Origin of the sequence: Psychroserpens luteus (genome assembly GCF_015319355.1) — a bacterium.
Lineage (GTDB): Bacteria > Bacteroidota > Bacteroidia > Flavobacteriales > Flavobacteriaceae > Psychroserpens > Psychroserpens luteus.
The window spans coordinates 256,729-283,111 of record NZ_JADILU010000005.1 but is presented as its reverse complement, the minus strand read 5'-3'; the positions used below and the strand labels follow the sequence as shown (position 1 = coordinate 283,111).

At 32.3% G+C, this 26,383-nt stretch carries 25 protein-coding genes; 22 read left to right on the top strand and 3 right to left on the bottom strand.

The window, feature by feature from the left end; genetic code table 11:
• Nucleotides 1-75 precede the first annotated feature (75 nt).
• The 4 genes from IM744_RS13325 to IM744_RS13310 are packed head-to-tail and all read left to right on the top strand — an operon-like array spanning nt 76 to nt 4,733.
• On the top strand, nt 76-942 hold the full coding sequence (locus IM744_RS13325) for a DUF58 domain-containing protein (RefSeq protein WP_194508640.1): 867 nt from the start codon (nt 76-78) through the stop codon (nt 940-942).
• Between the two features lie 52 nt (nt 943-994).
• Complete coding sequence (locus IM744_RS13320; RefSeq protein ID WP_194508639.1) at nt 995-2,662, top strand: BatD family protein; 1,668 nt, start codon at nt 995-997, stop codon at nt 2,660-2,662.
• Nucleotides 2,662-3,666: a vWA domain-containing protein gene (locus tag IM744_RS13315; RefSeq protein WP_194508638.1), complete on the top strand. Its 1,005-nt coding sequence runs from the start codon at nt 2,662-2,664 to the stop codon at nt 3,664-3,666. The genes IM744_RS13320 and IM744_RS13315 overlap by 1 nt, the downstream gene beginning before the upstream one ends.
• 23 nt (nt 3,667-3,689) lie before the next feature.
• Entirely contained in the window at nt 3,690-4,733 is a 1,044-nt protein-coding gene (locus tag IM744_RS13310) for a vWA domain-containing protein (protein WP_194508637.1), read from the top strand.
• Nucleotides 4,734-4,782: 49 nt separating this feature from the next.
• On the opposite strand, the gene IM744_RS13305 is transcribed toward IM744_RS13310, so the two are convergent.
• On the bottom strand, nt 4,783-5,046 hold the full coding sequence (locus IM744_RS13305; RefSeq protein WP_194508636.1) for a hypothetical protein: 264 nt from the start codon (nt 5,044-5,046) through the stop codon (nt 4,783-4,785).
• 222 nt (nt 5,047-5,268) lie between these two features.
• On the opposite strand from IM744_RS13305, the gene IM744_RS13300 reads away from it, so the two are divergent.
• From IM744_RS13300 to IM744_RS13255, 10 genes are all read left to right on the top strand, one after another.
• Nucleotides 5,269-6,099: a tetratricopeptide repeat protein gene (locus IM744_RS13300; RefSeq protein ID WP_194508635.1), complete on the top strand. Its 831-nt coding sequence runs from the start codon at nt 5,269-5,271 to the stop codon at nt 6,097-6,099.
• A 125-nt stretch (nt 6,100-6,224) separates the two neighbouring features.
• Nucleotides 6,225-8,000: a BatD family protein gene (locus tag IM744_RS13295; protein WP_194508634.1), complete on the top strand. Its 1,776-nt coding sequence runs from the start codon at nt 6,225-6,227 to the stop codon at nt 7,998-8,000.
• A 2-nt stretch (nt 8,001-8,002) separates the two neighbouring features.
• Complete coding sequence (locus tag IM744_RS13290) at nt 8,003-8,761, top strand: tetratricopeptide repeat protein (protein ID WP_194508633.1); 759 nt, start codon at nt 8,003-8,005, stop codon at nt 8,759-8,761.
• A gap of 59 nt (nt 8,762-8,820) precedes the next feature.
• The gene (locus IM744_RS13285) at nt 8,821-9,102 is read left to right on the top strand and encodes a hypothetical protein (protein WP_194508632.1); all 282 of its coding nucleotides are present in this window, start codon (nt 8,821-8,823) and stop codon (nt 9,100-9,102) included.
• Nucleotides 9,103-9,191: 89 nt separating this feature from the next.
• Entirely contained in the window at nt 9,192-10,784 is a 1,593-nt protein-coding gene (locus IM744_RS13280; RefSeq protein WP_194508631.1) for a SulP family inorganic anion transporter, read from the top strand.
• A 4-nt stretch (nt 10,785-10,788) separates the two neighbouring features.
• Nucleotides 10,789-11,589: a universal stress protein gene (locus tag IM744_RS13275; protein ID WP_194508630.1), complete on the top strand. Its 801-nt coding sequence runs from the start codon at nt 10,789-10,791 to the stop codon at nt 11,587-11,589.
• A 38-nt stretch (nt 11,590-11,627) separates the two neighbouring features.
• A complete protein-coding gene (locus IM744_RS13270; protein WP_194508629.1) occupies nt 11,628-12,257 on the top strand; it encodes a carbonic anhydrase family protein in 630 nt (209 codons plus the stop codon).
• Nucleotides 12,250-12,933, top strand: coding sequence for a DUF2490 domain-containing protein (locus IM744_RS13265; RefSeq protein WP_194508628.1), 684 nt, complete (start codon nt 12,250-12,252; stop codon nt 12,931-12,933). Before IM744_RS13270 ends, IM744_RS13265 begins: the two co-directional genes overlap by 8 nt.
• Before the next feature lie 49 nt (nt 12,934-12,982).
• Nucleotides 12,983-14,845 (top strand): SulP family inorganic anion transporter, encoded by a 1,863-nt coding sequence (locus tag IM744_RS13260; RefSeq protein ID WP_194508627.1) that lies wholly within the window; start codon nt 12,983-12,985, stop codon nt 14,843-14,845.
• Nucleotides 14,846-14,854: 9 nt separating this feature from the next.
• Nucleotides 14,855-15,481 carry a carbonic anhydrase gene (locus IM744_RS13255; RefSeq protein ID WP_194508626.1) on the top strand — a complete coding sequence of 209 codons (627 nt, stop codon included), beginning with the start codon at nt 14,855-14,857 and terminating at the stop codon, nt 15,479-15,481.
• Between the two features lie 48 nt (nt 15,482-15,529).
• On the opposite strand, the gene IM744_RS13250 is transcribed toward IM744_RS13255, so the two are convergent.
• Nucleotides 15,530-16,057, bottom strand: coding sequence for a CvpA family protein (locus IM744_RS13250; protein ID WP_194508625.1), 528 nt, complete (start codon nt 16,055-16,057; stop codon nt 15,530-15,532).
• Nucleotides 16,058-16,190: 133 nt separating this feature from the next.
• Here IM744_RS13250 and IM744_RS13245 point away from each other — a divergent pair, with 133 nt between their 5' ends.
• The 8 genes from IM744_RS13245 (at nt 16,191) to IM744_RS13210 (ending at nt 25,114) form a co-directional block, all read left to right on the top strand.
• A complete protein-coding gene (locus IM744_RS13245; protein WP_194508624.1) occupies nt 16,191-16,547 on the top strand; it encodes a hypothetical protein in 357 nt (118 codons plus the stop codon).
• Between the two features lie 131 nt (nt 16,548-16,678).
• Complete coding sequence (gene pheS / locus IM744_RS13240) at nt 16,679-17,698, top strand: phenylalanine--tRNA ligase subunit alpha (protein ID WP_194508623.1); 1,020 nt, start codon at nt 16,679-16,681, stop codon at nt 17,696-17,698.
• 169 nt (nt 17,699-17,867) lie between these two features.
• Nucleotides 17,868-18,371, top strand: a complete 504-nt coding sequence (locus tag IM744_RS13235) for a GbsR/MarR family transcriptional regulator (RefSeq protein ID WP_194508622.1) — start codon at nt 17,868-17,870, stop codon at nt 18,369-18,371.
• Between the two features lie 11 nt (nt 18,372-18,382).
• On the top strand, nt 18,383-19,513 hold the full coding sequence (locus IM744_RS13230; protein WP_194508621.1) for an efflux RND transporter periplasmic adaptor subunit: 1,131 nt from the start codon (nt 18,383-18,385) through the stop codon (nt 19,511-19,513).
• 22 nt (nt 19,514-19,535) lie between these two features.
• Nucleotides 19,536-22,673: an efflux RND transporter permease subunit gene (locus tag IM744_RS13225; protein ID WP_194508620.1), complete on the top strand. Its 3,138-nt coding sequence runs from the start codon at nt 19,536-19,538 to the stop codon at nt 22,671-22,673.
• Between the two features lie 4 nt (nt 22,674-22,677).
• On the top strand, nt 22,678-24,096 hold the full coding sequence (locus IM744_RS13220) for an efflux transporter outer membrane subunit (RefSeq protein ID WP_194508619.1): 1,419 nt from the start codon (nt 22,678-22,680) through the stop codon (nt 24,094-24,096).
• Nucleotides 24,097-24,107: 11 nt separating this feature from the next.
• The gene (locus IM744_RS13215; RefSeq protein ID WP_194508618.1) at nt 24,108-24,701 is read left to right on the top strand and encodes a TetR/AcrR family transcriptional regulator; all 594 of its coding nucleotides are present in this window, start codon (nt 24,108-24,110) and stop codon (nt 24,699-24,701) included.
• A gap of 17 nt (nt 24,702-24,718) precedes the next feature.
• Entirely contained in the window at nt 24,719-25,114 is a 396-nt protein-coding gene (locus tag IM744_RS13210; protein WP_194508617.1) for a hypothetical protein, read from the top strand.
• 126 nt (nt 25,115-25,240) lie between these two features.
• Here the strand turns inward: IM744_RS13210 and IM744_RS13205 are convergent, their stop codons facing one another.
• Entirely contained in the window at nt 25,241-26,242 is a 1,002-nt protein-coding gene (locus IM744_RS13205; RefSeq protein ID WP_194508616.1) for an NAD(P)H-dependent glycerol-3-phosphate dehydrogenase, read from the bottom strand.
• Nucleotides 26,243-26,383 lie beyond the last annotated feature (141 nt).

The window sequence follows — 26,383 nt, the reverse complement described above, 5'->3', positions numbered from 1 at the left end:
CGGAATCTCTTTAACTTTTAGAACGAATTTAATTTGATAGATTCCGCATTATGTGCGGAATGACAGAACAGAACAATGGATACTAAGGAATTACTAAAAAAAGTACGAAAAATTGAGATTAAGACACGACGGTTGTCTGATCATATATTTGGAGGCGAATATCACTCGACTTTCAAAGGTCGTGGTATGACTTTTTCTGAAGTTCGCCAGTACCAATTTGGTGATGATGTTCGTAATATTGATTGGAATGTCACTGCACGCTACAACGAACCTTATATTAAAGTTTTTGAAGAAGAACGAGAATTGACGATGATGCTCATGGTTGATATTTCGGGTTCTGAACTTTTTGGTACTGACGAGCAGTTTAAAAATGAAATCGTTACAGAAATTGCTGCAACACTAGCATTCTCTGCAACGCAGAATAATGATAAAATTGGTCTCATCTTATTTTCAGATGCGATAGAATTATATATTCCGCCTAAAAAAGGTCGATCTCATGTATTACGTATTATTAGAGAATTGATTGAATTTAAGCCAAAGAGTAAACTCACAAATATTTCCGTAGCACTTAAATTTTTATCCAATGTGATGAAAAAGAAAACGATTGTTTTTCTATTAAGTGATTTTATTACAGATGATGATTATAAGCAAAATTTAAAAATTTCAGCAGGTCGTCACGATATTACTGGAATTAGAGTTTATGACAAGCGTGAAGAAGAGATTCCTAATTTGGGAATGGTGCAAATGCAGGACGAAGAAACTGGGGAAATGGTATTAGTGAATACTGCATCAAAACAAGTGAGAACAAATTATAGTAAGTATTACAATGAAAAAGTAGGGTTTTTTAAAGAGACCTTTACAAAATCTGGTTCTGGTACGATAGATTGTCGTGTGGACGAGAGTTATGTAAAAAAATTATTGGGTTATTTTAAAATGAGATAACTAAAGTTAGAAGTACAACGTGAGTTTATATATGAAAGTTAAAACAAGTGTAATGCGTCATAAAATGAGAAAGTCCAAAGGCTTCGGTCTTTCGTTTTCGGTCATTTTATCTGCGCTCTTTTTTCTATGTTCTTTTCTGTCTTTTGCTCAAGTCACATCTTCAATAGATACTACAAAAATTAGAATTGGAGAGCAAATTACTTTTAAAGTAAAAGTAGAAGTAGATAGTACAGATTTGGTTGTGTTTCCAGAAGGTCAAACGTTTATGCCTTTTGAGATGATTGAGTCTTATAAGATTGATACAACAAAAAATAACAGCAAATTTCAGCTTATAAAAGAATATGCATTAACGCAGTTTGATTCTGGAGCATACACAATTCCGAAGCAAAAAATATTTGTAGGTGATAAAATATTTTATACAGATTCGTTGCGTGTTGAGGTGCAAACCATTGCTGTAGATACCACAAAACAAAAGCTTTTTGATATTAAACCAATGATTGCTGTTGAAAAATCATCAAGCAAATGGTGGTTATATGTGCTTATCGGTTTATTGGCTTTAGCTTTAATTGGTTTTGTTTTATACTGGTTTATTTGGCGAAAAAAACCTTTGACAGAAGAAGAGGAAATTGCATTGCTTCCTCCTTATGACAGAGCTAAAATGGCTTTAAAGAAATTAGATGAGAGCGATTACCTTCAGAAAGAAGAATTAAAAGATTATTACTCTGAGTTGACTTTTATCATTAGAAAATACCTTGATGAAAAAGTGTATGATCGTGCTTTAGAAAGCACAACCGATGAATTGGTTGGTCGCTTAAACATGCTTCGTGATGCTAATCAAATTGAGTTGAGCAATAATGATATAAAAAATATTGAGACGATTCTGAAACGTGCCGATTTGGTAAAATTTGCAAAATCAGCACCAGACGTCGAATTGGCAAAATTAGACAGAAATACGATTGATATAGAAATTGATCAAGTCAAAGAAGCTTTACCAGAACCAACGGAAGAAGAGAAACTTCTTGATGAGCAATACAGAGACGAACAAGAGCACAAACAAAAGCGTAAAAAGATTTGGCTTACCATAGCTGCAGGTCTTTTGATATTGATTGCAACGTTTGTAGGTTTTGGTGTTAAATACGGATTTAAATACGTTGTTGATACCATCATTGGAGAGGAGAGTAAAGAATTATTAGAAGGTGATTGGGTACGTAGTGATTATGGTGTGCCACCAATTATGATTTCAACTCCTGTGGTTTTAGAGCGTCTTGAAAAGAAAGATATAGACTCTACACAACAAGTGAAAATGACTATGTTTTCTTATGGAGATTTGAATACAGATATGAATATTTTGGTGAGTACTTCAAAATATAAAGATCTTGGAAAAAATGCAGAAGGTGAGCCTAATAAAATAGACTTAAATCTTGCAATTGAAGGTAATCTTAAAATGTACGAAAATAATGGTGCTAAAAATCTCATTGTAAAAAGAGAACAATTTATAACACCTAATGCTGCAGAAGGTTTAAAAGCTTACGGTACAGCACAATTTCCTACAGGTGAAGAAGGCGAATTTAGAGAAGGAGAATATGTGATTTTAGCATTTACTTCAGAAAACGTCTTACAACAAATCGTTTTAGTTTGGAATAATCAAAATGAATATACCAACCAAACGATTGATAGAATTATAGATTCCGTTGAACTTAAAAAACTAGAAGAAGAGTAATGTTTGAAGGGATAGAGTTTTTAAATAAAGAGTTTTTCTGGTTGTTTTTATTACTGCCATTAGCAATCGTATGGTATTTTTTTAAAAGAAAACAACAAACAGCAGAGCTTAAAATGTCGAGCATTAAAGGTTTCAAGGTTGGCAACTCTCTGCTTCCAAAATTGCGTCCAATATTGTTTGTGTTGCGATTATTGGCATTGTCATTTTTAATTATTGCATTAGCCAGACCACGAACATCAGACGAGACCACAAAAACAAAAACAACCAAAGGTATTGACATTGTCATGGCAATAGATGTATCTGCAAGTATGTTGGCAAAAGATTTATTACCAAACCGTTTGGAGGCTTTAAAAAATGTAGCTTCAGAATTTATTAAGGGCAGACCAAACGATAGAATTGGCTTAGTAGAATACGCAGGAGAAAGTTATACAAAAACACCAATTACGAGTGATAAAAGTATCGTGCTGCGTTCTCTTAGAGATATTAAATACAATACAGTTATTGAAGGTGGAACTGCAATTGGGATGGGTTTAGCAACATCTGTAAACCGTTTAAAAGACAGTAAAGCAAAGAGTAAAATTATTATTCTACTAACAGATGGTGTTAATAATTCCGGATTTATAGATCCTAAAATTGCTAGTGAGCTCGCTGTAGAATATGGCATCAAAGTGTACACGATAGGTTTAGGAACCAATGGGATGGCATTATCACCCTATTCTATTTTACCTAACGGAAGTTTTCAATACCGAAGAGTAAAAGTAGAAATCGACGAAGAGTTACTTAACGAGATAGCAGATGTCACAGGCGGAACTTATTTTAGAGCCACAGATAACAAGAAATTAAAAGAAATTTATAACGAAATAAATAAACTCGAAAAGACAGAAATCGAAGAGATTAAATACACGACGTATGATGAAAAATATCGTCCGTTGATTTTAATTGCTTTAGGTCTATTACTTGTAGAAGTATTGTTGAGGTTTACTGTGTTTAGAAGTTTTGTATAGTTAAAATTTAGAGAATAGAAAAAATGTTTGATTTTCAATTAGAAGAAAAAGTTTGGTTTTGGATTTTACTGGTAATCCCAGTAATCATCTTGCTATTTGCTATACTTCAGTTTTGGAAATATAAAACGCAAAAACGTTTTGCTAATCCTAAACTATTGAAACGTTTGAGTCCTAATCAATCGTTGTTTAAATCCATTTTAAAGATTGTCGTATTGAGTTTGGCTATTGCCTGTTTCGCTATTGCGTTGGTCAATCCTAAAATTGGAACAAAGCTAGAAACCGTAAAACGTCAAGGTGTAGATATTGTATTTGCAGTAGATGTTTCTAAAAGTATGTTGGCAGAAGACGTAGCTCCAAACCGATTAGAAAAATCAAAACAATTGGTGACGCAAATCATCAATAATTTAGGAAGTGATCGCGTTGGGATTATTGCTTATGCAGGGAAAGCATTTCCGCAATTACCAATCACCACAGATTATGCCTCTGCAAAAATGTTTTTGAATAACATGAACACAGATATGTTGTCCTCTCAAGGTACAGCTATTAACGAAGCTATTAAATTAGCAAAGACTTATTTTGATGACGAGGAGCAAACCAATCGTGTGTTAATTATTATCTCAGATGGAGAAGATCACAGTGATGTGGCGAGTACTATTGCAGAAGAAGCGAGTGAAGAAGGGATTAGAATTTATACAATAGGTGTTGGTGACGTTAAAGGTGGTCGCATCCCAATTAAACGTAACGGAGTTTTACTCAATTACAAAAAAGACAATCAAGGCGAAACGGTTATTACGAAGCTTAACGAGGAAACTTTAAAAGATATCGCAGAAGAAGCTAATGGTGCTTATATCAATGGTAACAATACAGCAGACGTTATCAAAGAAATCAAAGACATTCTCAACAAGATGGATAAAACCGAATTTGAAGCCAAAGAATTCGCAGATTATAAAGACCAATTTCAATGGTTTTTAGGTTTTGGAGTTTTCTTTTTATTCTTAGATATTTTCTTCCTAGAACGAAAAACAGGTTGGTTGAAACGACTTAATTTGTTTAATGAGAATTTTTAGTAGTGCTTCGGAAATGTTATGATTTAGAAGTTTTTGCTAGCCTTAATAACTAGAGATTATTCTCTTCATGGAATGATGTTTTTCCTATACCTATATTTAAATCCATCAATTTTGATGCTAATTGATTACATTCTTTTATATCTGCTACCAATTCAATTTCTACAGATTTATCAGTATTGAACTTGTTGATCAAATAAATTAAATCTTCTGTTGAATAATCAGTATACTCTTTTAATAAAACAACCATATTTGAACTAAGAGTAGTCTCTTCAATTTTTAGAATTTCTATAAAATTTGTTTTATTATCCTTCATTATTCTTTTATTTCTATACGTTACCATGCATATACGACAGGTACTTAAATTAATATAGCTAATTCTGAATAAGAATTAGCTATTACAAACATACAATTCCATCCAACACCAACTCATCCAATATTTTATAAATTCTTTAACTATATCAAGTCCACTAGTTTTATATCTTGCTAAGCGTTTTACTTATGTCTAATTGATATTAAGGTAAAGTTTATTAAAACTATGAAGTTATACATCACATACATATTTATTCTAATCTCTGGACTGTCTTTTGCACAAGACAAAACCAAAGAAAAAGAACAGCAATTAGCACTAGAAAGTGCTAATAACTATGTCTATGAAGGCAATGAACTCATTGATGCAGATAATTATGTCAACGCAGAGATGGAGTATAGAAAAGCAATTTCTCAAGCACCATCTGTAATTGCAGGCTCTTATAATTTAGGAAACACCTATTATGATAAAGGTAATTATGATGAAGCTTTATATCGTCATACCGAAGCTGCAAAAAACGCAACCTCAAAAGAAGAAAAACACAAAGCTTACCACAATATGGGTAATGTGTTAATGAAAGAAGAGTTGTGTAAAGAAGCTGTAGAAGCCTATAAAAGCGCCTTGCGTAATGATCCAACCGATGATGAAACGCGTTACAATCTTGTGATAGCTCAAGAATGTGCAGCGCAACAACAGCAAGAACAAGACAAAGAAGAAGACAAGAAAGACGAGGATAAAGAAAACGAAGACAAGAAAGAGGATAAAAAGGAAGATGAGAAAAAAGATGATCCTAAAGATGAAGGCGATCAAGATAAAAAAGATGGTGAAGACCAAAAGGATGAAGATGGTAAGCCAAAAGATGAAAAAGATCAAGGCAAAGGCGATAAGAAAGATGATAAAAAGGAAGAAGGACAGCCTAAACCACAACCTGGACAATTGTCTCCTCAACAAATTAAGAATTTGTTAGAAGCTATGAATAATCAAGAACAAAAAGTTCAAGAGAAAATCAATGCTGAAAAACAAAAAGGTGCTAAGGTAAAAACTGAAAAGGACTGGTAGATTTTAGTTTTCAGTCGCAGTTTTCAGTAAAAAGAAAGTTCAATAGTTTCAATAATACAAGAGATCAAGATAAATTATAGCAGACTAAAAGTTAAATCATAATATTTCCGAAGAAAAAAATTGAGATGAAACTCATAAAACACATATCCATATTATTAATCGTACTCACATCGAGTATGACATTTGCGCAAATTAAATTTGAAGCCAAAGTAAGCAAGACAAAGCTAGGTCAAAATGAACGTCTGCGTGTTGATTTCATAATGAATAAGGATGGCGATAATTTTGAGGCTCCAGATTTTGAAAATTTTCAAGTCATTGGAGGACCAAATACATCTGTTAGTAATTCTTGGCTCAATGGCGCACACTCTTATGCAAAAACATACAGCTATTTTCTTGCTCCTCAAAAGCAAGGACGATTTACAATTAAAAGCGCAAGTATTGAAATTGAAGGTAAAACGTATAAAACAAATGCGGTTACAGTACAAGTTACAAATGCTGTAAAACGACCAAATGATCCCTACAATGTAGAAGGTGTTGCGTCAGAGAATATTCATTTAGTGGCAGAGGTTTCTAAAGAGGACCCTTACCTTAATGAAGCGATTACAGTGGTTTACAAACTCTACGTGTCACCAAATACAGGTGTGAGTAATTGGAGAGAGCTAGATAATCCTAGATATAATGATTTTTGGAGTCAGAAGATAGATACCAAAGGATTGAGAGTTCAAAATGGAACCTACAAAGGCGAAGATTATCGATATGTTGTACTTCGGAAAACGGTTCTCTATCCACAAAAATCAGGCAAGTTAGAAATAGAACCGTTAACACTAGACGTTACTGTTGAAGTGCCAACCAATCGAAGAGATATTTTTGGTGGTATGCATATGGCTCAAACTAATAGAACTGTTTCTGCAGGAAGTAGAACAATCAATGTGAAACCTTTGCCAGAAGAAGGAAAACCAGAGGATTTTACAGGAGCTGTTGGTGATTTTAAGTTTAATGTGATGACCTCAAAATCTGAACTTAATGCTTCGGAAAGTTTACGAGCTACAGTAGAAGTAACAGGAAAAGGAAATCTCAAATTGTTTCAATTACCTAAATTGACACTACCAAGTTCACTAGAAGTTTACGAACCTGAGTATAACGAAACAATTAGAACGAATACAAATGGTATGCAAGGCTCAATTGCAGATAGCTATACTATTGTTCCGCAGTACAAAGGTAAATATCCAATTCCAAGCATCTCATTCTCATATTTTGATTTAGAGACCCAAACGTATAAACGTGTGTCCTCTGGAGAAATCATTATTGATGTGATTGAAGGTCCAATAAACACATCTTCGGGTGATGATAATTTAGCATCAGCTAATGGTGATAAAAAGGAAGTGATTCTAAATAATGATCAATTTGCATTTGTGAAAACTAAAGCAAATTTAAAACCAATTGCATCTAATGATTTCTTTAAATCTACTGCGTTTTGGGGCTCTTTATTGTCACCTTTTCTATTGATTCCTTTGGCACTTGTATATCGTAAGGAAAAAGAAAAACGTAATGCAGATGTCTTCGGAAATAAAATAAGAAAAGCAGATAAGCTAGCTAGAAAATATTTAGGTGAAGCTAAAAAAGCTTTAGGTGAAAAGGAAACATTTTACATCGCTCTTGAAAAAGCATTACATAATTATCTGAAGGCGAAATTACAGATTGAAACGAGTGATTTCAGCAAAGAAAAAATTGAAGAAATTCTTATTGAGAGACAGGTTAACGAGCCAACAGTTAAAGAATTTATTAGCATTTTACAGCATTGTGAATTGGCAAGATATACACCAATTACCAATGTAGAAATGCAGCAAGATTACGATAAAGCAGCATCGACGATTTCAATAATTGATAAAGAGATACAATAGATATGAAAAAGATATTTTACATATTCGTATGTCTATTAAGCACACTATCATTTGGTCAAAATGAAAAAGTATTTGAACAAGCTAATACGTTGTATAATGATGGTAATTATACCGAAGCTTTAAGTAAATATACCTCGATTTTAGATCAAGGCGAGCATTCTGCAGAGTTATATTTCAACATAGCAAATGCACATTATAAATTAAATCATGTTGCTCCAAGTATTTATTATTATGAAAAGGCTTTATTATTAAAACCTAATGATAAGGACATTTTAAATAACATAGCATATGCTAAAAATATGACTATTGATGACATTGAAATAGTTCCTGAAGTTGGTTTTTCCAGACTTATTAAAAAAGCAACAAACACTATGGTTTTTGATAATTGGGCTAAATTATCGGTTGCATTAGTTGTGCTCTTTGTACTACTGTTTTTGATGTATTACTTCTCTCAAAGTACATCAAAAAAACGTTTGGCATTTATAACAAGTTTATCCTCCTTAATATTGGCTTTTATTGCACTTGCTTTTGCATATAATAGCTATGAGCTTGATCAAAAAAATCAAATAGCTATTGTTTTTGCACAAGAAAGTCAAATTAAAAACGAACCTAATTTACGAAGTGCAGAAGCCTTTAAACTCCATGAAGGCACAAAGGTTCAAGTGATTGATACAGTTCCTAATTGGAAAAAAATAAAGCTTGAAGATGGTAAAACAGGATGGGTTATTGAGGATGATATAAAAATAGTGACAGATTTTTAAAAATTCCTTAACACTTCTAAAGCTTCGTTGCCTTATATTTGCATTTCAAAATTATTTTTATGAATAGAAAAATCATAGCAATTTTATTTTCTGTTTTATTTGTGGCCTTAATTACTGCGCCATCAATAATCATTGCTATTGACGATTCTGTTGATGTTTCTATTTTCTATAGTGTTACTGAAGAAGAAGAAAAGGAAACCTTAAAAGTATTTCCTATGAATGAACTTGATGAGGAAGATTATTTCTTAACCTCTAATTCTAATGATAATTTAGGTTATTTCTTTAAAAATTACCTAAAACCACATCTCAATATCATTTCTCCTCCACCAGATTTTATTTAATATTTTATTCGTTCGACATTTATTGTCCCCAAAATAAATATTAAAACAACTATTGAAATCTATTCAATAGTAATAAATCATTATATCAAATGTTTAAAACATTAAAAAACGACTTGCCTGCAAGTGTCGTTGTATTTTTTGTAGCATTACCTTTATGTTTAGGTATTGCTTTAGCCAGTGGAGCACCTCTTTTCTCTGGTTTAATTGCTGGAATTATTGGAGGAATTGTAGTAGGAGCCTTAAGTGGTTCTAAAATTGGAGTAAGTGGACCTGCAGCTGGTTTAGCAGCTATTGTATTGACAGCAATTGGTACATTGGGAGGTTATGAAAATTTCTTAGTTGCTGTTGTTTTAGGAGGTGTTATTCAATTGATTTTTGGCTTTTTAAAAGCTGGTATTATTGGGTACTATTTTCCGTCATCTGTTATTAAAGGAATGCTTACGGGTATTGGTATTATCATCATTTTAAAACAAATACCTCATTTTTTTGGTTACGATGCAGAGCCAGAAGGAGCAGATAGTTTTTTAGGAGCTTCTGGAGAAAATACTTTTTCTGCAATTTTGCATATTTTTGATAATCTTATAATAGGCTCTATGGTTGTTGGCTTTATAGCTTTGGGTATTTTGCTATTATGGAGTAACGTCTTAGTTAAAAAAGGAAAGTTTTTTGAAATTATTCAAGGCCCTTTAGTTGCTGTTGTTGTTGGAATAATTTTTTTCCTAGTAACACAATCTAATGAGAGTCTTGCTATTGCAGAATCACACTTAGTAAGTGTTCCTGTTCCTGATAGTTTAGATTCTTTTATAGGTCAATTTAGTTTTCCTAACTTTTCAGCAATTACAAATCCAGAAGTTTGGGTTATTGCTTTTACCATTGCATTAGTTGCAAGTTTAGAAACTTTATTGTGTGTAGAAGCCTCTGATAAGATTGATCCAGATAAAAATGTTACACCTACAAATAGAGAATTATTAGCTCAAGGTACAGGTAATATATTATCAGGTTTAGTTGGTGGTCTTCCTATTACACAAGTAATTGTAAGAAGTTCAGCTAATATTCAATCTGGCGGAAAAAGTAAAATGTCTACTATTATCCATGGGTTTTTATTATTGATTTCTGTGATATTAATTCCTGCTCTACTTAATAAAATTCCTTTATCTGTGTTAGCTGCAATTTTATTAATTGTAGGATATAAACTAGCAAAACCTTCATTATTTGTGAAGATGTATAAATTGGGATGGAAACAGTCTGTCCCATTTTTTGTTACTGTGGGAGGAATTGTTTTTACAGATTTATTAGTTGGTATTGGTCTAGGTTTAGCTGTTGGTATAGTTGTCATACTATTAAAAAGTTACCAAAACTCTCATTTTCTCCATATTGAAGATAATAGTAATGGAAAACATAAAATCAAAATGGCTCTTGCTGAAGAGGTGACTTTCTTTAATAAAGGTGCTATTTTAAAAGAGTTAGATAGTTTGCCAAGAGACACCTATTTAGAATTTGATGTAACAAAAACCAGATATCTTGATTATGATATTGTTGAAATTCTTGAAGATTTCGCTTTTAAAGCAAAAGAAAGAAACATTGATATCAAGTTAATTTCAAAACGAGGTATTGTTGAAAATCCACCAAGTTTTATTGAGTTCTTTCAATTAAGACCTAAATCTAATATAAGTTTAAGTTAAGGATATGAAAACAGAAAAATATAAAATATTAGTACTTTCAGATTTAAAGAAGACGGAAAACACTATCTTAAAAAATAGTGTGAGTTTAGCAAAAATGATTGATGCAGAAATTGCATTATTTCATGTTAAAAAACACATTGATATAGTAGGTGGAGACAATCAATTATCTGCAATTAGAGCATTAAATGAAGAGCATAATACTACCAAAAAGACTATTGATACATCCGTAAATTCCTATGCGAAGGATTATGATGTAAAAATTAGAGGTAGTTATGCGTTTGGAAAAATAAAAGAAGAGATTCTCAAACAAATTAAGAGTTATAAACCAGATGTTATTGTTTTAGGACAACGAGATTCTAATTCTCTTCAACTCATTGGAGATGGCATAATAAAGTTTGTTTTAAAGGAGTTTAAGGGTTACATAATGATTTCTTCAGATGAGAACGGATTAATACCTAATGAAAAAATGACATTAGGCGTTTTTAATAATTCTACTAAATTTTTCGATACTGAATTTTCTAAGGATGTTATAACACATACGCAGACACCATTAAAATCTTTTAAGATTATTAATAGTCAGAAAACAGATACAAAAACGGTTATTGAGAAAGAACCAAAAATGGTAGAGTATGTTTTTGAACAAAACTCTAATGCTTTAAAAACACTCTCTTCATTTATTTTAAAGAATAATGTGAATTTATTATGTGTCGATAGAACTGAAAATAAAACAAAAAACACAGGAGAAGCCTCATTGAGAGAAGTGGTGAATAAGTTGAATGTTTCATTATTAGTTTCCGAAGCATAATAAATAACAATTTTAATTAAACGTAAAAACAAAACATTATGAAAGCACATACAAAAGAAACACAAGCAACAATGACACCTGAAAAGTCATTACAATATTTAAAAGAAGGAAATCAAAGGTTTCAAAACAATTTAAAGGCTAATAGAAACCTTTTAGAACAAGTAAATGATACAAGCGAAGGGCAGTTTCCATTCGCAACTATTTTAAGCTGTATAGATTCTAGGGTGTCTGCTGAGTTGGTATTTGATCAAGGATTAGGCGATATTTTTAGTGTACGTGTTGCAGGTAATATTGTGAATGAAGATATTTTAGGGAGTATGGAGTTTGCATGTAAATTAGCAGGTACAGAGCTTATTGTAGTTTTAGGACATACTAGTTGTGGAGCAGTAAAAGGAGCATGTGACCATGCAGAAATGGGGAATTTAACTAAGTTAGTTCAAAAAATTACACCAGCAGTTAATGCGGTTACAGAACCAAAAGACGAAAGTTTAAGAACCTCTAAAAACTTAGATTTTGTAGATGAAGTATCACACATAAATGTGGAATTAATGATTGATAGAATTCATGCCGAAAGTCCAATACTTACTGAAATGGAAAAAGCAGGTGAGATTAGAATAATTGGAGCCATGTATGATGTCAATACAGGTGAAGTGAAGTTTTATGAATAAAAACAAATTGAAAAAGAGAGTAAGAATGGTAGTACTAACTTTTTTGTTAGTGCTGCCTAATTTAACAAATGCTCAAGAAAGTGATTTTGGAAATTGGCTTATTTACATTGGTAATAAAAAGATTAATGATAAATGGAATATCCATAATGAAATACAGTATAGGAGCTACAATATTATAGACGATTTAGAACAATTACTCATAAGAACAGGTCTTGGGTATAATTTATCAGAAAATAATAACAATATTTTGCTAGGATATGGTTATATTTTGTCTGAAAATTACATTGGAGAAACAGATGATAAAGTTTCAATAAATGAACATCGAATTTATCAACAATTTACAACAAAACAAAAAGTTGGTAAAATAAGTTTGAGCCATCGTTATCGTTTTGAACAGCGTTTTGTAGAAAACGATTTTAAAATGCGATTGAGATATTTTTTAGGAATTAATGTACCACTTCAATATAAAGAAGACGGAAGAAATCCGCTATATATTTCATTATATAATGAAATATTTTTAAATACAAGGTCGTCAGTTTTTGATAGAAACAGAGTTTATGGAGGTTTAGGTTATAAGTTTTCAAATGCATTGCGATTTGAGTTAGGTTATATGAATCAGTTTTTTGAAACTTCTGGAAGAGATCAAATTAATTTAATTGCATTTGTTAATTTTTGATTTTTAAAAGAAAATGTAAGTAACTTTAAAAAAATACCAAAGATAAAATATGAAAAACTTTTTTTCCAATTTTAAAGGAGATGCCTTTGGAGGTATCACAGCAGGAATTGTAGCATTGCCATTGGCATTAGCATTTGGTGTTTCATCAGGTTTAGGGCCAGAAGCAGGGCTTTATGGCGCCATTTTTATAAGTTTCTTTGCTGCGCTTTTTGGTGGTACTCCAACTCAAATTTCTGGACCAACTGCACCTATGACTGCTGTAAGTATGGTAATTATTGCAGGAATTGTTGCTGCTAATGATGGTAGTGTGGAAAAAGCATTACCAGCCATTTTAACCGTGTTTTTATTAGCAGGATTAATACAAGTAGGCCTTGGTTTTTTAGGCTTAGGAAAATATATTAGATACATCCCTTATCCTGTTGTTTCAGGTTTTATGACTGCGATTGGAGTTATAATTTTATTAACTCAAATATTACCATCAATTGGTTATTATCCTAAAGAGGACGAAGCTTTTGTAGAACAATTTAAACCACAAGCTGAAGAAGTTATTTTAGAAAATATTTTAAAAGAAGAAGCTGGAGAGGGTATTTTAGTACTTGAAAATTTTAAAGAAACTATAGAGCGTGCGCAGCAAATTACTCCTGAGCAAGTTTTAACAGAATCACAAACTTTAGCTGCTAAAGAAGCTTCTGGTACAGTGGGAGCTTTAAAAGTACTACCAAGAGCTTTAAAGAATATTAATTGGTTAGAACTTATTTTAGCTTTAGGAACCATATTTATAATTTATGGTTTTAAACGGATAACAACAGCAGTACCAAGTACATTAGTTGCTCTAATTGTAATGTCTGGAATTGCTTATGGGTTTAATTTAGGTTATAGACCTATTTCCGAAATCCCTGGAGGTATTCCAATTCCAAGATTAGAAATGTTTACGAGTTTTAGCTTAGGGAGTATTACACCTTATATTTTTACAGCACTTACTTTATCACTTTTAGGAGCTATAGATTCTTTATTAACAAGTGTCGTTGCAGATAATATGACCAAAACCAAACATAAACCAAACAAGGAATTAATTGGACAAGGTATAGGTAACAGTATTGCAGCAATATTTGGAGGGATTCCTGGAGCAGGAGCAACGATTAGAACAGTTGTAAATATTAATGCAGGTGGTAAAACAAAGCTTTCTGGAATGATTGCTGGTGTCATGTTATTGTTAATAATGCTAGCATTAAGTGATGTAGCATCAAAAATCCCAGCAGCAGTTTTAGCTGGTATTTTAATAACTGTTGGTATTGGTGTAATGGATTATAAAGGTCTTAAAGCGATTCCTAGTTTACCAAAAGACATTAAATTTGGTCCATTAAAACTAAGTTCAGAGGTTTTAATAATGCTTGTTGTATTATTATTATCTACGTTCTGGGATTTAATTTATGCTGTAGGTATCGGTTTGATTATCGCTTCACTAATGTTTATGAAAAAAATAGGAGACTTAACAGCAGAGCGTTCTGATGTGAAATCACTAAAAGAAGAATCTTGGGAGGATGAGGTAGGTTTTCCTGAAGCCTTAAAAGAAGAAGTCTTTATCAAGCATTTAAAAGGACCATTATTTTTTGGATCTACCAGTGATTTTCAGGCGTTAACAGAACAAATTCCAAAAACAGCAAAAACGGTTATTTTACGATTAGGACGTATGCAATATATGGATCAATCGGGTTTATATGCTATGGAAGATATGCTTCAAGAATTAAAGAAAAATGATGTGGAAGTATTATTTGTAGGACTCTTAAAACAACCAAGATATATGATGGAACGAATTGATATTATTCCAGATTTTATTCCTAATGAACATATTTTTAAAGATTTTAAAACCTGTTTAAAATGGGTTAAAAATAATGTTAAAGACACCATATAAAATAACATCATGAATTTAGATAAAGTATTTGAAAATAACGAAAAATGGATAAAAGATAAATTAACTACTGACCCAAATTATTTTGAAGAATTAGGTAAAGGTCAAAATCCAGAATTGTTATTCATTGGTTGTTCAGATAGTAGAGTGACTGCCGAAGAACTGATGGGACTTGGTCCTGGAGATGTTTTTGTACATCGTAATATTGCAAACATGGTTTCAGGAATTGACCTTAATGCAATGTCGGTTGTTGAATATGCAGTAACCCATTTAAAAGTAAATCATGTTGTCGTTTGTGGTCACTATGGTTGCGGTGGAGTAAAAGCAGCAATGCAATCAGCAGATTTAGGAGTGTTGAACGGTTGGTTAAGAAATATTAGAGATGTCTATCGTATGCATCATGATGAGCTTAATGCTATTGAAAATGAAGACAAAAAATACGATCGTTTAGTAGAGCTCAATGTTCAAGAACAATGCGTTAATTTAATTAAAACTGCTGCAGTTCAAAAAGCCTATAGAGATAGAGGTTTAAAAGTACATGGTTGGGTATTTGATGTACACACAGGAAAACTGATTGATTTGAAATTAGATTTTGAAAAATATCTAACAGATATTATGGAAATTTATCACCTAGATTAAAAATCTAAAACAATAAAACAAAACTGTCTATGCAAATAGGCGGTTTTTTTATGCTTCGGAATTAGTTTCAGGATTTTCATCAGAATCTTCTTTTCCTTTATTTAAAATACCTGGAAAAATTAAAGGAGCCAATCCTTTAACAGGTTTGTATAAAATAGAATCTTCTAAGTCCTCTTTGTCAGCAAATGGTATAGCATTATTCATATTATCAAAAACAATAAGAAGAATACTCAATATTAAACCAATTTTAAGAGCTCCAAAAACACCACCCAAAAGCTTATTTATAATCCCAAGAGCTGCAAAATCTGCAAGTTTGGTTAAAGCTTTTCCTGCGAGAGCAATGATTAAAACGATGATGACAAACGTAACAGCAAAAGCAACAATATTAATGTATTTCTCTTCCCAATCAAGTCTGCTATCTAAAAATTCCGCAGCAAAATTACTAAAGTGAATCGCACCATAAATACCAGCCACAAGAGCAACCAGAGAAGCGACTTCTACAAAAAGTCCTTTCATAACGCCTCTAATGAGACCAAAAAGTAAAAGTGCTCCTAAAATAATATCAATGATTGCCATAGTTATAGTCAGTTTTAACAAACGTACATAATTTTTCTCATTTTAAAATAATAACGTATTTCTAGAGCCTATAGTTTATTAACTTTGCAATCTTATTAATTAAAATGATTTTCGCATACGCGGAAAAGTGATTATGGCAAGAGATGAACAATTAAAACAACGTTGGGATTTAGTGGTAAAAAAGTTGTCTGCAACATTTGCAGATGGTGATCCATTAGATTTAGATGCAATAATATATTTAATAGGTGTGCAAGAGTTGGGACAGCTAGATCGTAAGTTTAAAAAAGATCATAAGCTTGATTTGATGCACATTGCCATCTGCAAGTTGCTCACACCTTATGGTTACTATGAATTTGATTTTGCAGACGAAGACGGTTGGCCTCATTATAAAATAAAAGAAGAATTACCACCATTAAAAGCAGGAGAACAAAGTGTTTTGATGAAAGATGCTATCGTTAATTATTTCATTGAATCTGAATTTATAGAATAAATTTTTGAGCGTTACCCAAAAGGGTCGCACTTTCCACTACAATCTTTTGCGAAAAGCAAAAGGATTTCCATTGCAATCGCTAACGCAAATAGCGATAAAATTCATAAATTTGCCATTCATTTTAAGGAGATATGATAGATAAGATAAAAGAACTCATAGCAGAAGCCGAAGCATTTAAAGCACAATCTAAAGAAGAGGTTGAGGCTTTTCGTATAAAATACTTAGGTAAAAAAGGATTACTTAATGACTATTTTTCGGAGTTTAAAAATGTAACAAACGAGCAGAAAAAAGAGTTTGGTCAAACCATTAATAAACTTAAGCAAACTGCCGAAGCAAAAGTAAACGCCTTAAAAGAAGAATTAGAAAGTAAGGAAGAAGTCAAAGGTGTTTATGGAGATTTATCCCGTCCAGGAGAACCTATTGAGATTGGTGCACGTCATCCAATATCTATAGTGAAAAATCAAATTATCGATATCTTTTCTCGTATAGGATTTAATGTAAGTGAAGGTCCTGAAATTGAAGATGACTGGCATAATTTTACAGCATTAAACTTGCCAGAATATCACCCAGCGCGTGATATGCAGGATACATTTTTTATTCAAACAGATCCAGATATTTTATTGCGTACACACACAAGTTCTGTGCAAGTGCGTTATATGGAAAACAATAAACCACCAATTCGTACCATTTCTCCAGGTCGTGTGTTTCGTAACGAAGCTATTTCGGCACGTGCACATTGTTTTTTCCACCAAGTAGAAGGTTTATACATTGATAAAGATGTGAGTTTTGCAGATTTAAAACAAACCTTGCAATATTTTACTACAGAGATGTTTGGTAAATCTAAGATACGTTTGCGTCCTTCATATTTTCCGTTTACAGAGCCTAGTGCTGAGGTAGATGTATATTGGGGATTAGAGACAGAAACAGACTATAAGATTACCAAAGGAACAGGTTGGTTAGAAATTATGGGTTGTGGTATGGTAGATCCAAACGTTTTGGAAAACTGTGGTATTGATTCTAAAGAATATTCAGGTTTCGCATTCGGAATGGGAATAGATCGTATAGCAATGTTACTAAATCAAATTAGCGATATTCGTTTATTAAGTGAAAACGATGTTAGGTTCTTAGAGCAGTTTAAATCTGCACTATAAATTGCAACAAAATATTCTATAAAGCCGACTGTTAATAGTCGGCTTTTTTATTTAACAACATTTTAACTTCGATTAGTTCGGTTTGTTCCGAACCAATATATATATTTGCATAGAAATTTACTGTAGCTTAATATTTCCGTATTAAAAAACAGTAATAAGATAATTTAAAATGAAAGAAGATATCTGCCAAAAAAAAATGAGTTTAGTTGAGAAACTAGGTGTGCATTTAGAAAATAGAGAGCAATTAGCTCCTGTTGCAGCACGTATTTTAGCTTACATCATTCTTACAGGTAAAAAAGGAACCACTTTTGAAGATATGGTAACCATACTTTGTGCAAGTAAAAGTACTATTTCTACGCACCTTAATCATTTACAAGATTTGAATAAGATTGTGTATTTCACAAAAACTGGAGATCGCAAAAAATATTTTGTAATTAATAAGGACATGGTTGTTCAACATATTGACAGCATGATAAATAAATGGAATGAAGAACGAGATATTCACTTAGAATTAAAAAATTACAAAGAAACTATAAACAATAATAAAATTGAAAATGAAGACGAGAAATTCGACTTAAGTTTTCATGATGATTATATCAAATTTATAGATGGAGCAACAGCTTCTGTAGAAGAATTAAGAACAAATCTAGCAAACAATAAATTCAATATTTAACTAAAACAAAAATGAGGCATAATAAATTATTAGTGTTACTTACACTAAGTGTATTTTTAGTCGTTTTAAGTTGTGGAAACACAGAGAAAAATCAACCAGTAGTAGAAGCACCACCTGCAGCTTTTCCTGTAGCTCAAATACAAAGCAAAACTGTAACAGGATATACTGATTATCCTGCAACTATTGAGGGTATAGTTAACAGTGATGTAAGAGCTAAAACATCAGGATATATTGAAAAAGTATTTGTTGATGAAGGTCAAAAAGTAAGAAAAGGACAGGTGTTGTTTAAATTAGAAACACAATCTTTAAGTCAAGATGCTGGAGCTGCAAAAGCACGTGTTAATGTAGCACAAGTTGAAGTAGATAAATTGATTCCGCTTGTAGAAAAGAACATCATTAGTCCAGTACAATTAGAAACTGCAAAAGCTAATTTAGCACAGGCTAAAGCTAACTTAAGTGGTGTTTCTGCGAATATTGGTTATGCAACTATAAAAAGTCCAATAGATGGTTATGTAGGAGCTATTAATTTTAGAGAAGGTGCTTTAATTAGCCAAAGCGATGCAAGACCTTTAACAACAGTAAGTGAGATTGATCAAGTATATGCCTTTTTTAGTTTTAATGAGGCGCAGTACATAGACCATTTACAAAGATCTGAAGGAAAAACTAAAGCTGAGCGTATTAAAAATTCTCCAGATTTAAGTTTGATTTTAGCAAACGGTAAGATGTATTCTGAAAAAGGACGCATTCAAACAAGTACTGGTCAAATAAATCAGAACACAGGAACTATTCAAATTAGAGCAGCTTTTAACAATCCAAACGAAATCTTAACCAATGGTAACAGTGGTAAAATAAGATTTCCTATAGAATATAAAGACGCTATAGTTGTCCCACAATCTGCAACCTTTGAGCAACAAGGAAATATTATGATTTTTAAACTTGTTGAGGGCAATAAAGTTTCAACTTCAATTTTAAAAGTTAAAGGTACAGTAGATAATTTATATGTTGTAGAATCTGGTTTAGATGCAAAAGATAAAATTATTATATCAGGAGTTGGTAAATTAAGAAACGGAATGATAATCTCGCCTCAAGAAACTTCTTTTGAGGAAGCTATTACACCTGTTGCAACTTTATTCAGAAATTAGATAAACAAAAAACATATCAATCATGTTAAAAACATTTATTGAAAGACCAGTTCTTTCGACGGTAATCTCTATTATCATAGTTTTACTTGGAGTTATTAGTATAACTAGTTTGCCTATAGAGGAATATCCAGATATTGCGCCACCAACTATTAAAGTTACTGCAAATTACACAGGAGCAAACGCCGAAACTGTTTTAGAGAGTGTTATCATTCCTATAGAAGAACAAATTAATGGTGTAGAAGGTATGACATACATTACCTCTACTGCATCTAATACAGGATCAGCAGAAATTACAGTTTATTTTGATCAAGATATCGATGCAGATATCGCTGCAGTTAACGTACAAAATCGTGTTGCTAGAGCAAATCCATTATTACCACAAGAGGTAATTCAAACAGGTGTAACGACACAAAAACAAGAAACTAGTGCGTTAATGTTTATATCTATGTATTCTGAAAGCGAAGATTATGATGCTACGTTTATTCAGAATTACTTAAAAATTAATGTGATTCCAGCCATGCAACGTATTAGTGGTGTTGGAGATGTTAGTGTATTTTCTCAACAGGATTACGCGATGCGTATTTGGTTAAATCCAGAAAAATTAGCATCATATGGTTTAATTCCTTCAGATATTTCAGCTGCTTTAGCAGAACAAAATTTAGAAGCAGCAGCTGGTTCATTAGGTCAAAACAATGGAGAATCGTTTTCTTATACGTTAACCTATAGCGGACGTTTTAAAAATGAAAGTCAGTATAGTGATATTGTAATTAAAGCTTTAGGAAATGGAGAGTTTTTAAGATTAAAAGATGTTGCAACTATTGAGTTAGATGCACAATCGTATTCTTCTAATGCGATGAGTTTAGGTCATCCAGCTGTCTTTATGGGTATTTTTCAAACCAAAGGATCCAATGCACAAGAGATTATTGAAAACATTAAAATCACTTTAGAATCTGTTAAAAAAGACCTTCCAGAAGGTTTAGATATTTTTGTACCATACGATACCAGTTTGTTTTTAAATGCATCTATCGAAAAAGTGGTTACTACTTTATTAGAAGCCTTTGTATTAGTGTTTTTAGTAGTATTTCTCTTCTTACAAGATTTTAGATCTACATTAATTCCTGCAATTGCAGTTCCGGTTTCTATTATAGGGACGTTCTTCTTCCTTAGTGTTTTTGGCTATTCAATAAACTTGTTAACGCTATTTGCGTTAGTCCTCGCCATTGGTATTGTAGTGGATGATGCTATCGTTGTTGTGGAGGCTGTTCATGCCAAATTGGATGAAGGTGAAAAGGATCCTAAAAAAGCGACGTTAACAGCCATGAATGAAATTTCTGGTGCTATTATTTCCATTACTTTGGTAATGGCAGCAGTATTTATTCCAGTTACGTTTGTAACAGGTCCTACAGGTGTGTTTTACGAGCAATTTGGTGTGACGTTAATTATTGCTATTTTAATTTCAGCAGTAAACGCTTTAACCTTAAGTCCAGCATTATGTGCTTTGTTGTTAAAAGGACATAAAGACGATGAAGAAATAAAAGGAAAAAGTCCATTAAAACGTTTTTATACATTATTCAATCGTGGATTTAATGCCACAGTAGAGCGTTATGGTAGATCTCTTCAGTTTTTATACAAAAGAAAATTTATTTCTGTTTTATTATTAATCATTGCTGTTATTGGAATCTATTGGGCTTCTACGACAACACCAACAGGTTTTGTACCTAATGAAGATAGAGGAATTATTTTCGCAAATATCGAATTACCTCCAGGAGCATCTCTAGATAGAACAGATGCAGTGGCAAGAAAGCTATATGATAAAGTGGAAGGGATAGATGGTATTGTTGGTGTCAACTTTATTAAAGGTAGAAGTTTAATTAGTGGAGCTGGTAGTAATTTTGGTTTCGGAATTATAAAACTAGAAGATTGGGCAGATCGTACAGACCCTTCTTTGTCAGCGCAGGCTATTACAGGAAAACTATTTGGTATTGCAGCGACTATTCCAGATGCTAATATTATTTTCTTCTCACCACCAAGTATTCGTGGTTTTGGAAACTCCTCTGGTTTTGAGATTAACTTATTAGATAAGTTTGGAGGCGAGTTTGCAGATTTAGATAAAGCGAATAAAGACTTCTCTATGGCTTTAATGAGTCACCCAGAAATTAAATACGCAACGTCTTCTTTCAGTACAAATTACCCACAATACGAAATGGAAGTGAATGTGCCTTTAGCAAAAGAAAAAGGAGTTTCAGTAACGAGTATCTTCTCTACTTTACAAGGATATATTGGAGGTATTTATGCTTCGGATTTCTCTAGATTCGGAAAACAGTTTAGAGTATACATACAAGCATTACCAGAAGATAGAGCAGATGAAAATGCTTTGAATAGCATGTATGTGCGAACAGATACTGGTGAAATGACTCCAATTACACAGTTTGTCACATTAGAGAGAGTGTATGGTCCACAATCTGTAACGCGTTTCAACTTGTTTAATTCTACAAGTATAACAGGAGCTACAAACGATGGATTTAGTACAGGTGATGCTATTAGAGTTATTGAAGAAGAAGTGGCAAAATTACCAAGTAATTATACGGTTGCTTATTCTGGTCTAACGCGTGAAGAAGTGAATGCAGGAAATCAAACTACATTTATATTTATTTTAAGTATTCTGTTTGTGTATTTCTTATTAAGTGCACAATATGAAAGTTATTTACTTCCATTTGCGGTTGTATTATCCTTACCGTTTGGTGTATTTGGAGCTTATATAAGTACAAAGTTCTTCGGATTAGAAAACAATATTTATTTCCAAATTGCTTTAATCATGCTTATTGGTCTGCTCGCTAAAAATGCCATACTTATTGTAGAGTTTGCATTGCAACGAAGAAAGAATGGTGAGAGCATTGTAGATGCAGCTATTCATGGAGCAAAAGCGCGTTTACGTCCAATTTTAATGACTTCGTTTGCCTTTATTTTAGGATTGATGCCTTTAGTATTAGCAAAAGGTGTTGGGTCAGAAGGAAACAACTCGATTGGTACAGGAGCAGCAGGAGGAATGCTTATTGGAACTCTTTTAGGAGTCTTTGTAATTCCTATCTTATTTATATTATTCCAGTGGTTACAAGAAAAAGTTTCTAGTAAACCAGCAGTACAAACTATTGAAGAATAAAAAGATGAAATCAATTATCAAACATAGAAGTTTTAGTAAAGGAGTACTATTACTAGTAGTTGCATTAACATTACAAAGTTGCTTTGTAGCAAAAGATTATGTTAGGCCAAATTTAGATACAGAAACCCAAGCGCTTTATAGAACAGAAAATCTCCCAACCGATAGTGTTTCTATAGCAGACGTATCATGGAAAGACTTATTTAAGGATCAGTATCTTCAACAATATATAGAAGAAGGTCTGCAAAATAATATGGACATTCGTATTGCAATTCAGCAAATGATAGCTGCTGAAGCTTATGCAAAGCAAGGTAAGGCAGGTTATTTCCCAACATTAAGTGTAGGTCCTAACTATACACATCAAGAATATTCAGAGAACAGTCAGTTTGGTTCTATATTTAGTGGTGGTTTAGATACTTATGATGTTACTGCAGATTTATCTTGGGAAGCAGATATCTGGGGGAAAATAAGAAGTAATAAAAGAGCATCACAAGCAGATTATTTGCAAAATGTTGCTGGACATCAAGCAGTAAAAACACAATTGATTTCTAGTATAGCAAATACCTATTATAATTTATTGGCTTTAGATGCGCAATTAGAAGTAACTAAGGAAACCATAGCAACCAGAGAAAGTGGTGTAGAAACTATTAAAGCTTTAAAAGATGCAGGTCAAGTAACTCAAGTTGCAGTAGAACAAAACATAGCACAGTATAATAGTGCAAGAGCTTTACAGATAGATATTGAAACTGCTATTTTTAAAACAGAAAACACGCTTAGTATTTTATTAGGAAAAACACCTCAAAAATTTGAAAGAAGTCGTTTAGATACCCAAAGTATTGATCAAGACATTAAGTTAGGTGTTCCTGCAACATTGTTAAGAAATAGGCCAGACGTCATGGCTGCGGAATATGCTTTAATTAAAGATTTTGAGTTAACGAATGTGGCTAACAGTAATTTTTACCCGTCATTAACTTTAACAGCTTCAGGTGGTTTGCAAAGTTTAGAGTTGGATAATTTGTTTAGCGCTAACTCATTATTTGCTACAGTGGTCGGAGGATTAACACAACCACTTTTAAATCAAAGAAAACTAAAAACTCAAAAAGAAGTCGCACTTGCTAATCAGGAAAGTTCCTTGTTGAATTTTAAGAAAACCTTATTGGTTGCAGGTAGTGAAGTCTCAAATGCTTTATATTCTTATGAAGCTGAAACTAAAAAATTCGTGTTTAGAAAAAACGAAGTAGAAGCCTTACGTACAGCTGAATCCAACTCAGAAGAGTTACTTAAAAATGGTTACGCAAATTATTTAGATCTATTAACAGCACGACAAAGTGCATTAAGTGCCGAGCTTAATATTATAGATAGTAAGCTACAACAATTAGTGTCTATTGTAGATTTATATGAAGCACTAGGTGGTGGATGGAGATAAAATAAACTAAGATGATTACTAAAGCAGAATTGTTAAAATGTTCTATTACAAAGTTTACTCAATTTGGTAGTAAGCATGTCACTTTAGACGAGTTAGCACATGAGCTTGGTATTTCTAAAAAAACAATTTATACGTTTTTTGATAACAAAGAAGACCTGGTTACCTCTAGTCTTGAAAGCTTATTAAATGAGTATAAAGAAGATATAAATAGGTTGATTAATAGCAATGGTAAAGACCCTATTTTATGTGTTATATTAATTTACCAGAGAGGGTTTGAATATTTAAAATATTTTAAGCCCTCTTTTCTTTTTGGTTTAGAAAAGTATTATCCTAAAGCGAGTCAGTTATTTGATGATTTTGTTGAAGAGCTATCAAATGTCATAATTTATAACTTATTGAGAAAAGCGCAAGAAGCTGGTAATATTAAAAAGGAAGTAAATTTAGAATTGATAGTGAAGATTTATTTTTTTAGAATTGATAATCTCGTGTTTAAAGAGAATAATTTGTTTGAATTATACCCAAAAGAAGAGCTTTTTGAACATTTAGTTATCTATAATTTAAAAGGTATAATTAGTAATAATTATTCTAATTCTTTTTTTGAATAGTTTACTATTTTTGCATTATGAAAAAAGATATTGACATCCCAAAAGTAGAAGGTGTTTACATAGCAGTTGTAAATGAGTATAATGATATTTATAAAACTCAAGATTGGAATGCTTATATAATTAACGATAAAGATGTGGATTTAGAAATGGTGCTTATTGTTACTAGTGGCTATTCTGAAGATAAAATGACTTCCATTTTTCGAAAAAAACTAGACCTGCTTCCTAAAAAAAGTTATGCTAAAATTGAGTTACTACAAGAGGGTTTATTTGCTATAAATAACCAATTCAACGTGACTTTCTTTGAAGGGAACAAAATGTTCGATAAGACCTATACGTTTAGGAAAAATACTATCAATTTAAAAGCTCTACAGGCGATTCCGTTAATGGAAGCTAAAGGTATTTTAGTGAAGTAGCCAATTCTTGTGATTTTGTACTTGATTTAGAATCTATTGCTATGAGATCCTGAACTTGATTATTCATAAATACAAAAGTTTGAAACTGTAAACCATGAATAATCAAGTTCAGGATGACATTTATATTTAATCCAACTTATCAGTCAATTTCTTAAAAACCTTTTTTGGGTCTTTATTCTCATACAAAATTTCATAAACCGCATCAATTATAGGTAAACGCGTTTTCTTCGCATTTTTCTTATTGAGTTCATGTGCACTTTTCGTGGCATAGTAACCTTCGGCAACCATGTTCATTTCCATTTGTGCAGATTTCACAGTATAGCCTTTACCAATCATGTTTCCAAACATTCGGTTTCTAGAGAATACAGAGTAGCCTGTTACCAATAAATCACCTAAATAAGCTGAGTTATTAATATTACGTTTCATCTTATGCATCTTTTTGATAAAACGCTTCATTTCACGAATGGCATTACTCATCAATACACTTTGAAAATTGTCTCCATAACCCAATCCGTGAGCCATTCCAGCAGCAATAGCATAAATGTTTTTAAGCATTACAGCATATTCGGTACCAATAACATCATCGCTAATTTTTGTTTTAATGTAATCACTCGATAAGGCATCTGCAATAGTTTGTGCTTTTTTTGCATCATCACAAGAAATGGTCAAATATGATAAACGCTCAAGAGCAACCTCCTCTGCATGACAAGGTCCAGCAATCACAGCTATGTTTTCAAAAGGAATCTTATAAACATCATGAAATTGTTCACCTACGAGTTTTCCAGTTTCGGGCATGATCCCTTTTACAGCAGAAACTATTATTTTATTTGAAATGTCTACAGTGAGTTTTTGTAATTCGGCATGAATAAAAGCAGACGGTATTACAAATATCAAAATATCTGCCCATTCTGCTAGTTCATTGATGTCATTACTCAACTTGAGTTGCTCAGTATGAAACTCTACAGAGCTCAAATAACTTGGATTGTGCTTTTCCTTGAGCAGATGTTCTTTGGTATAAACACTTCGCATATACCAACCTATTTCATCTAAGTTTTCAGAAAGCATTTTTACGATAGCTGTTGCCCAACTTCCTGCTCCAAATACTGCATATTTTAATGGTTTACTCATTGAAAATTTTCTTTTCATTTCCGCGAAAGCGAAAAACTTATTCTGCATTCAAAAATAAGCATTTTATGTCCTTTTTCCGAAGAGAAAATATATACATTTTGTTTTTGGCACGTGTTTTGAAACTTACATCATAGAAATCAC

What these genes read in the sequence shown, in the direction of transcription:
- IM744_RS13325 (WP_194508640.1), top strand. Translation starts at nt 76, where the DNA reads ATGGATACTAAGGAATTACTAAAAAAAGTACGAAAAATTGAGATTAAG.
- IM744_RS13320 (WP_194508639.1), top strand. Translation starts at nt 995, where the DNA reads ATGCGTCATAAAATGAGAAAGTCCAAAGGCTTCGGTCTTTCGTTTTCG.
- IM744_RS13315 (WP_194508638.1), top strand. Translation starts at nt 2,662, where the DNA reads ATGTTTGAAGGGATAGAGTTTTTAAATAAAGAGTTTTTCTGGTTGTTT.
- IM744_RS13310 (WP_194508637.1), top strand. Translation starts at nt 3,690, where the DNA reads ATGTTTGATTTTCAATTAGAAGAAAAAGTTTGGTTTTGGATTTTACTG.
- IM744_RS13305 (WP_194508636.1), bottom strand. Translation starts at nt 5,046, where the DNA reads ATGAAGGATAATAAAACAAATTTTATAGAAATTCTAAAAATTGAAGAG.
- IM744_RS13300 (WP_194508635.1), top strand. Translation starts at nt 5,269, where the DNA reads ATGAAGTTATACATCACATACATATTTATTCTAATCTCTGGACTGTCT.
- IM744_RS13295 (WP_194508634.1), top strand. Translation starts at nt 6,225, where the DNA reads ATGAAACTCATAAAACACATATCCATATTATTAATCGTACTCACATCG.
- IM744_RS13290 (WP_194508633.1), top strand. Translation starts at nt 8,003, where the DNA reads ATGAAAAAGATATTTTACATATTCGTATGTCTATTAAGCACACTATCA.
- IM744_RS13285 (WP_194508632.1), top strand. Translation starts at nt 8,821, where the DNA reads ATGAATAGAAAAATCATAGCAATTTTATTTTCTGTTTTATTTGTGGCC.
- IM744_RS13280 (WP_194508631.1), top strand. Translation starts at nt 9,192, where the DNA reads ATGTTTAAAACATTAAAAAACGACTTGCCTGCAAGTGTCGTTGTATTT.
- IM744_RS13275 (WP_194508630.1), top strand. Translation starts at nt 10,789, where the DNA reads ATGAAAACAGAAAAATATAAAATATTAGTACTTTCAGATTTAAAGAAG.
- IM744_RS13270 (WP_194508629.1), top strand. Translation starts at nt 11,628, where the DNA reads ATGAAAGCACATACAAAAGAAACACAAGCAACAATGACACCTGAAAAG.
- IM744_RS13265 (WP_194508628.1), top strand. Translation starts at nt 12,250, where the DNA reads ATGAATAAAAACAAATTGAAAAAGAGAGTAAGAATGGTAGTACTAACT.
- IM744_RS13260 (WP_194508627.1), top strand. Translation starts at nt 12,983, where the DNA reads ATGAAAAACTTTTTTTCCAATTTTAAAGGAGATGCCTTTGGAGGTATC.
- IM744_RS13255 (WP_194508626.1), top strand. Translation starts at nt 14,855, where the DNA reads ATGAATTTAGATAAAGTATTTGAAAATAACGAAAAATGGATAAAAGAT.
- IM744_RS13250 (WP_194508625.1), bottom strand. Translation starts at nt 16,057, where the DNA reads ATGGCAATCATTGATATTATTTTAGGAGCACTTTTACTTTTTGGTCTC.
- IM744_RS13245 (WP_194508624.1), top strand. Translation starts at nt 16,191, where the DNA reads ATGGCAAGAGATGAACAATTAAAACAACGTTGGGATTTAGTGGTAAAA.
- pheS (WP_194508623.1), top strand. Translation starts at nt 16,679, where the DNA reads ATGATAGATAAGATAAAAGAACTCATAGCAGAAGCCGAAGCATTTAAA.
- IM744_RS13235 (WP_194508622.1), top strand. Translation starts at nt 17,868, where the DNA reads ATGAAAGAAGATATCTGCCAAAAAAAAATGAGTTTAGTTGAGAAACTA.
- IM744_RS13230 (WP_194508621.1), top strand. Translation starts at nt 18,383, where the DNA reads ATGAGGCATAATAAATTATTAGTGTTACTTACACTAAGTGTATTTTTA.
- IM744_RS13225 (WP_194508620.1), top strand. Translation starts at nt 19,536, where the DNA reads ATGTTAAAAACATTTATTGAAAGACCAGTTCTTTCGACGGTAATCTCT.
- IM744_RS13220 (WP_194508619.1), top strand. Translation starts at nt 22,678, where the DNA reads ATGAAATCAATTATCAAACATAGAAGTTTTAGTAAAGGAGTACTATTA.
- IM744_RS13215 (WP_194508618.1), top strand. Translation starts at nt 24,108, where the DNA reads ATGATTACTAAAGCAGAATTGTTAAAATGTTCTATTACAAAGTTTACT.
- IM744_RS13210 (WP_194508617.1), top strand. Translation starts at nt 24,719, where the DNA reads ATGAAAAAAGATATTGACATCCCAAAAGTAGAAGGTGTTTACATAGCA.
- IM744_RS13205 (WP_194508616.1), bottom strand. Translation starts at nt 26,242, where the DNA reads ATGAGTAAACCATTAAAATATGCAGTATTTGGAGCAGGAAGTTGGGCA.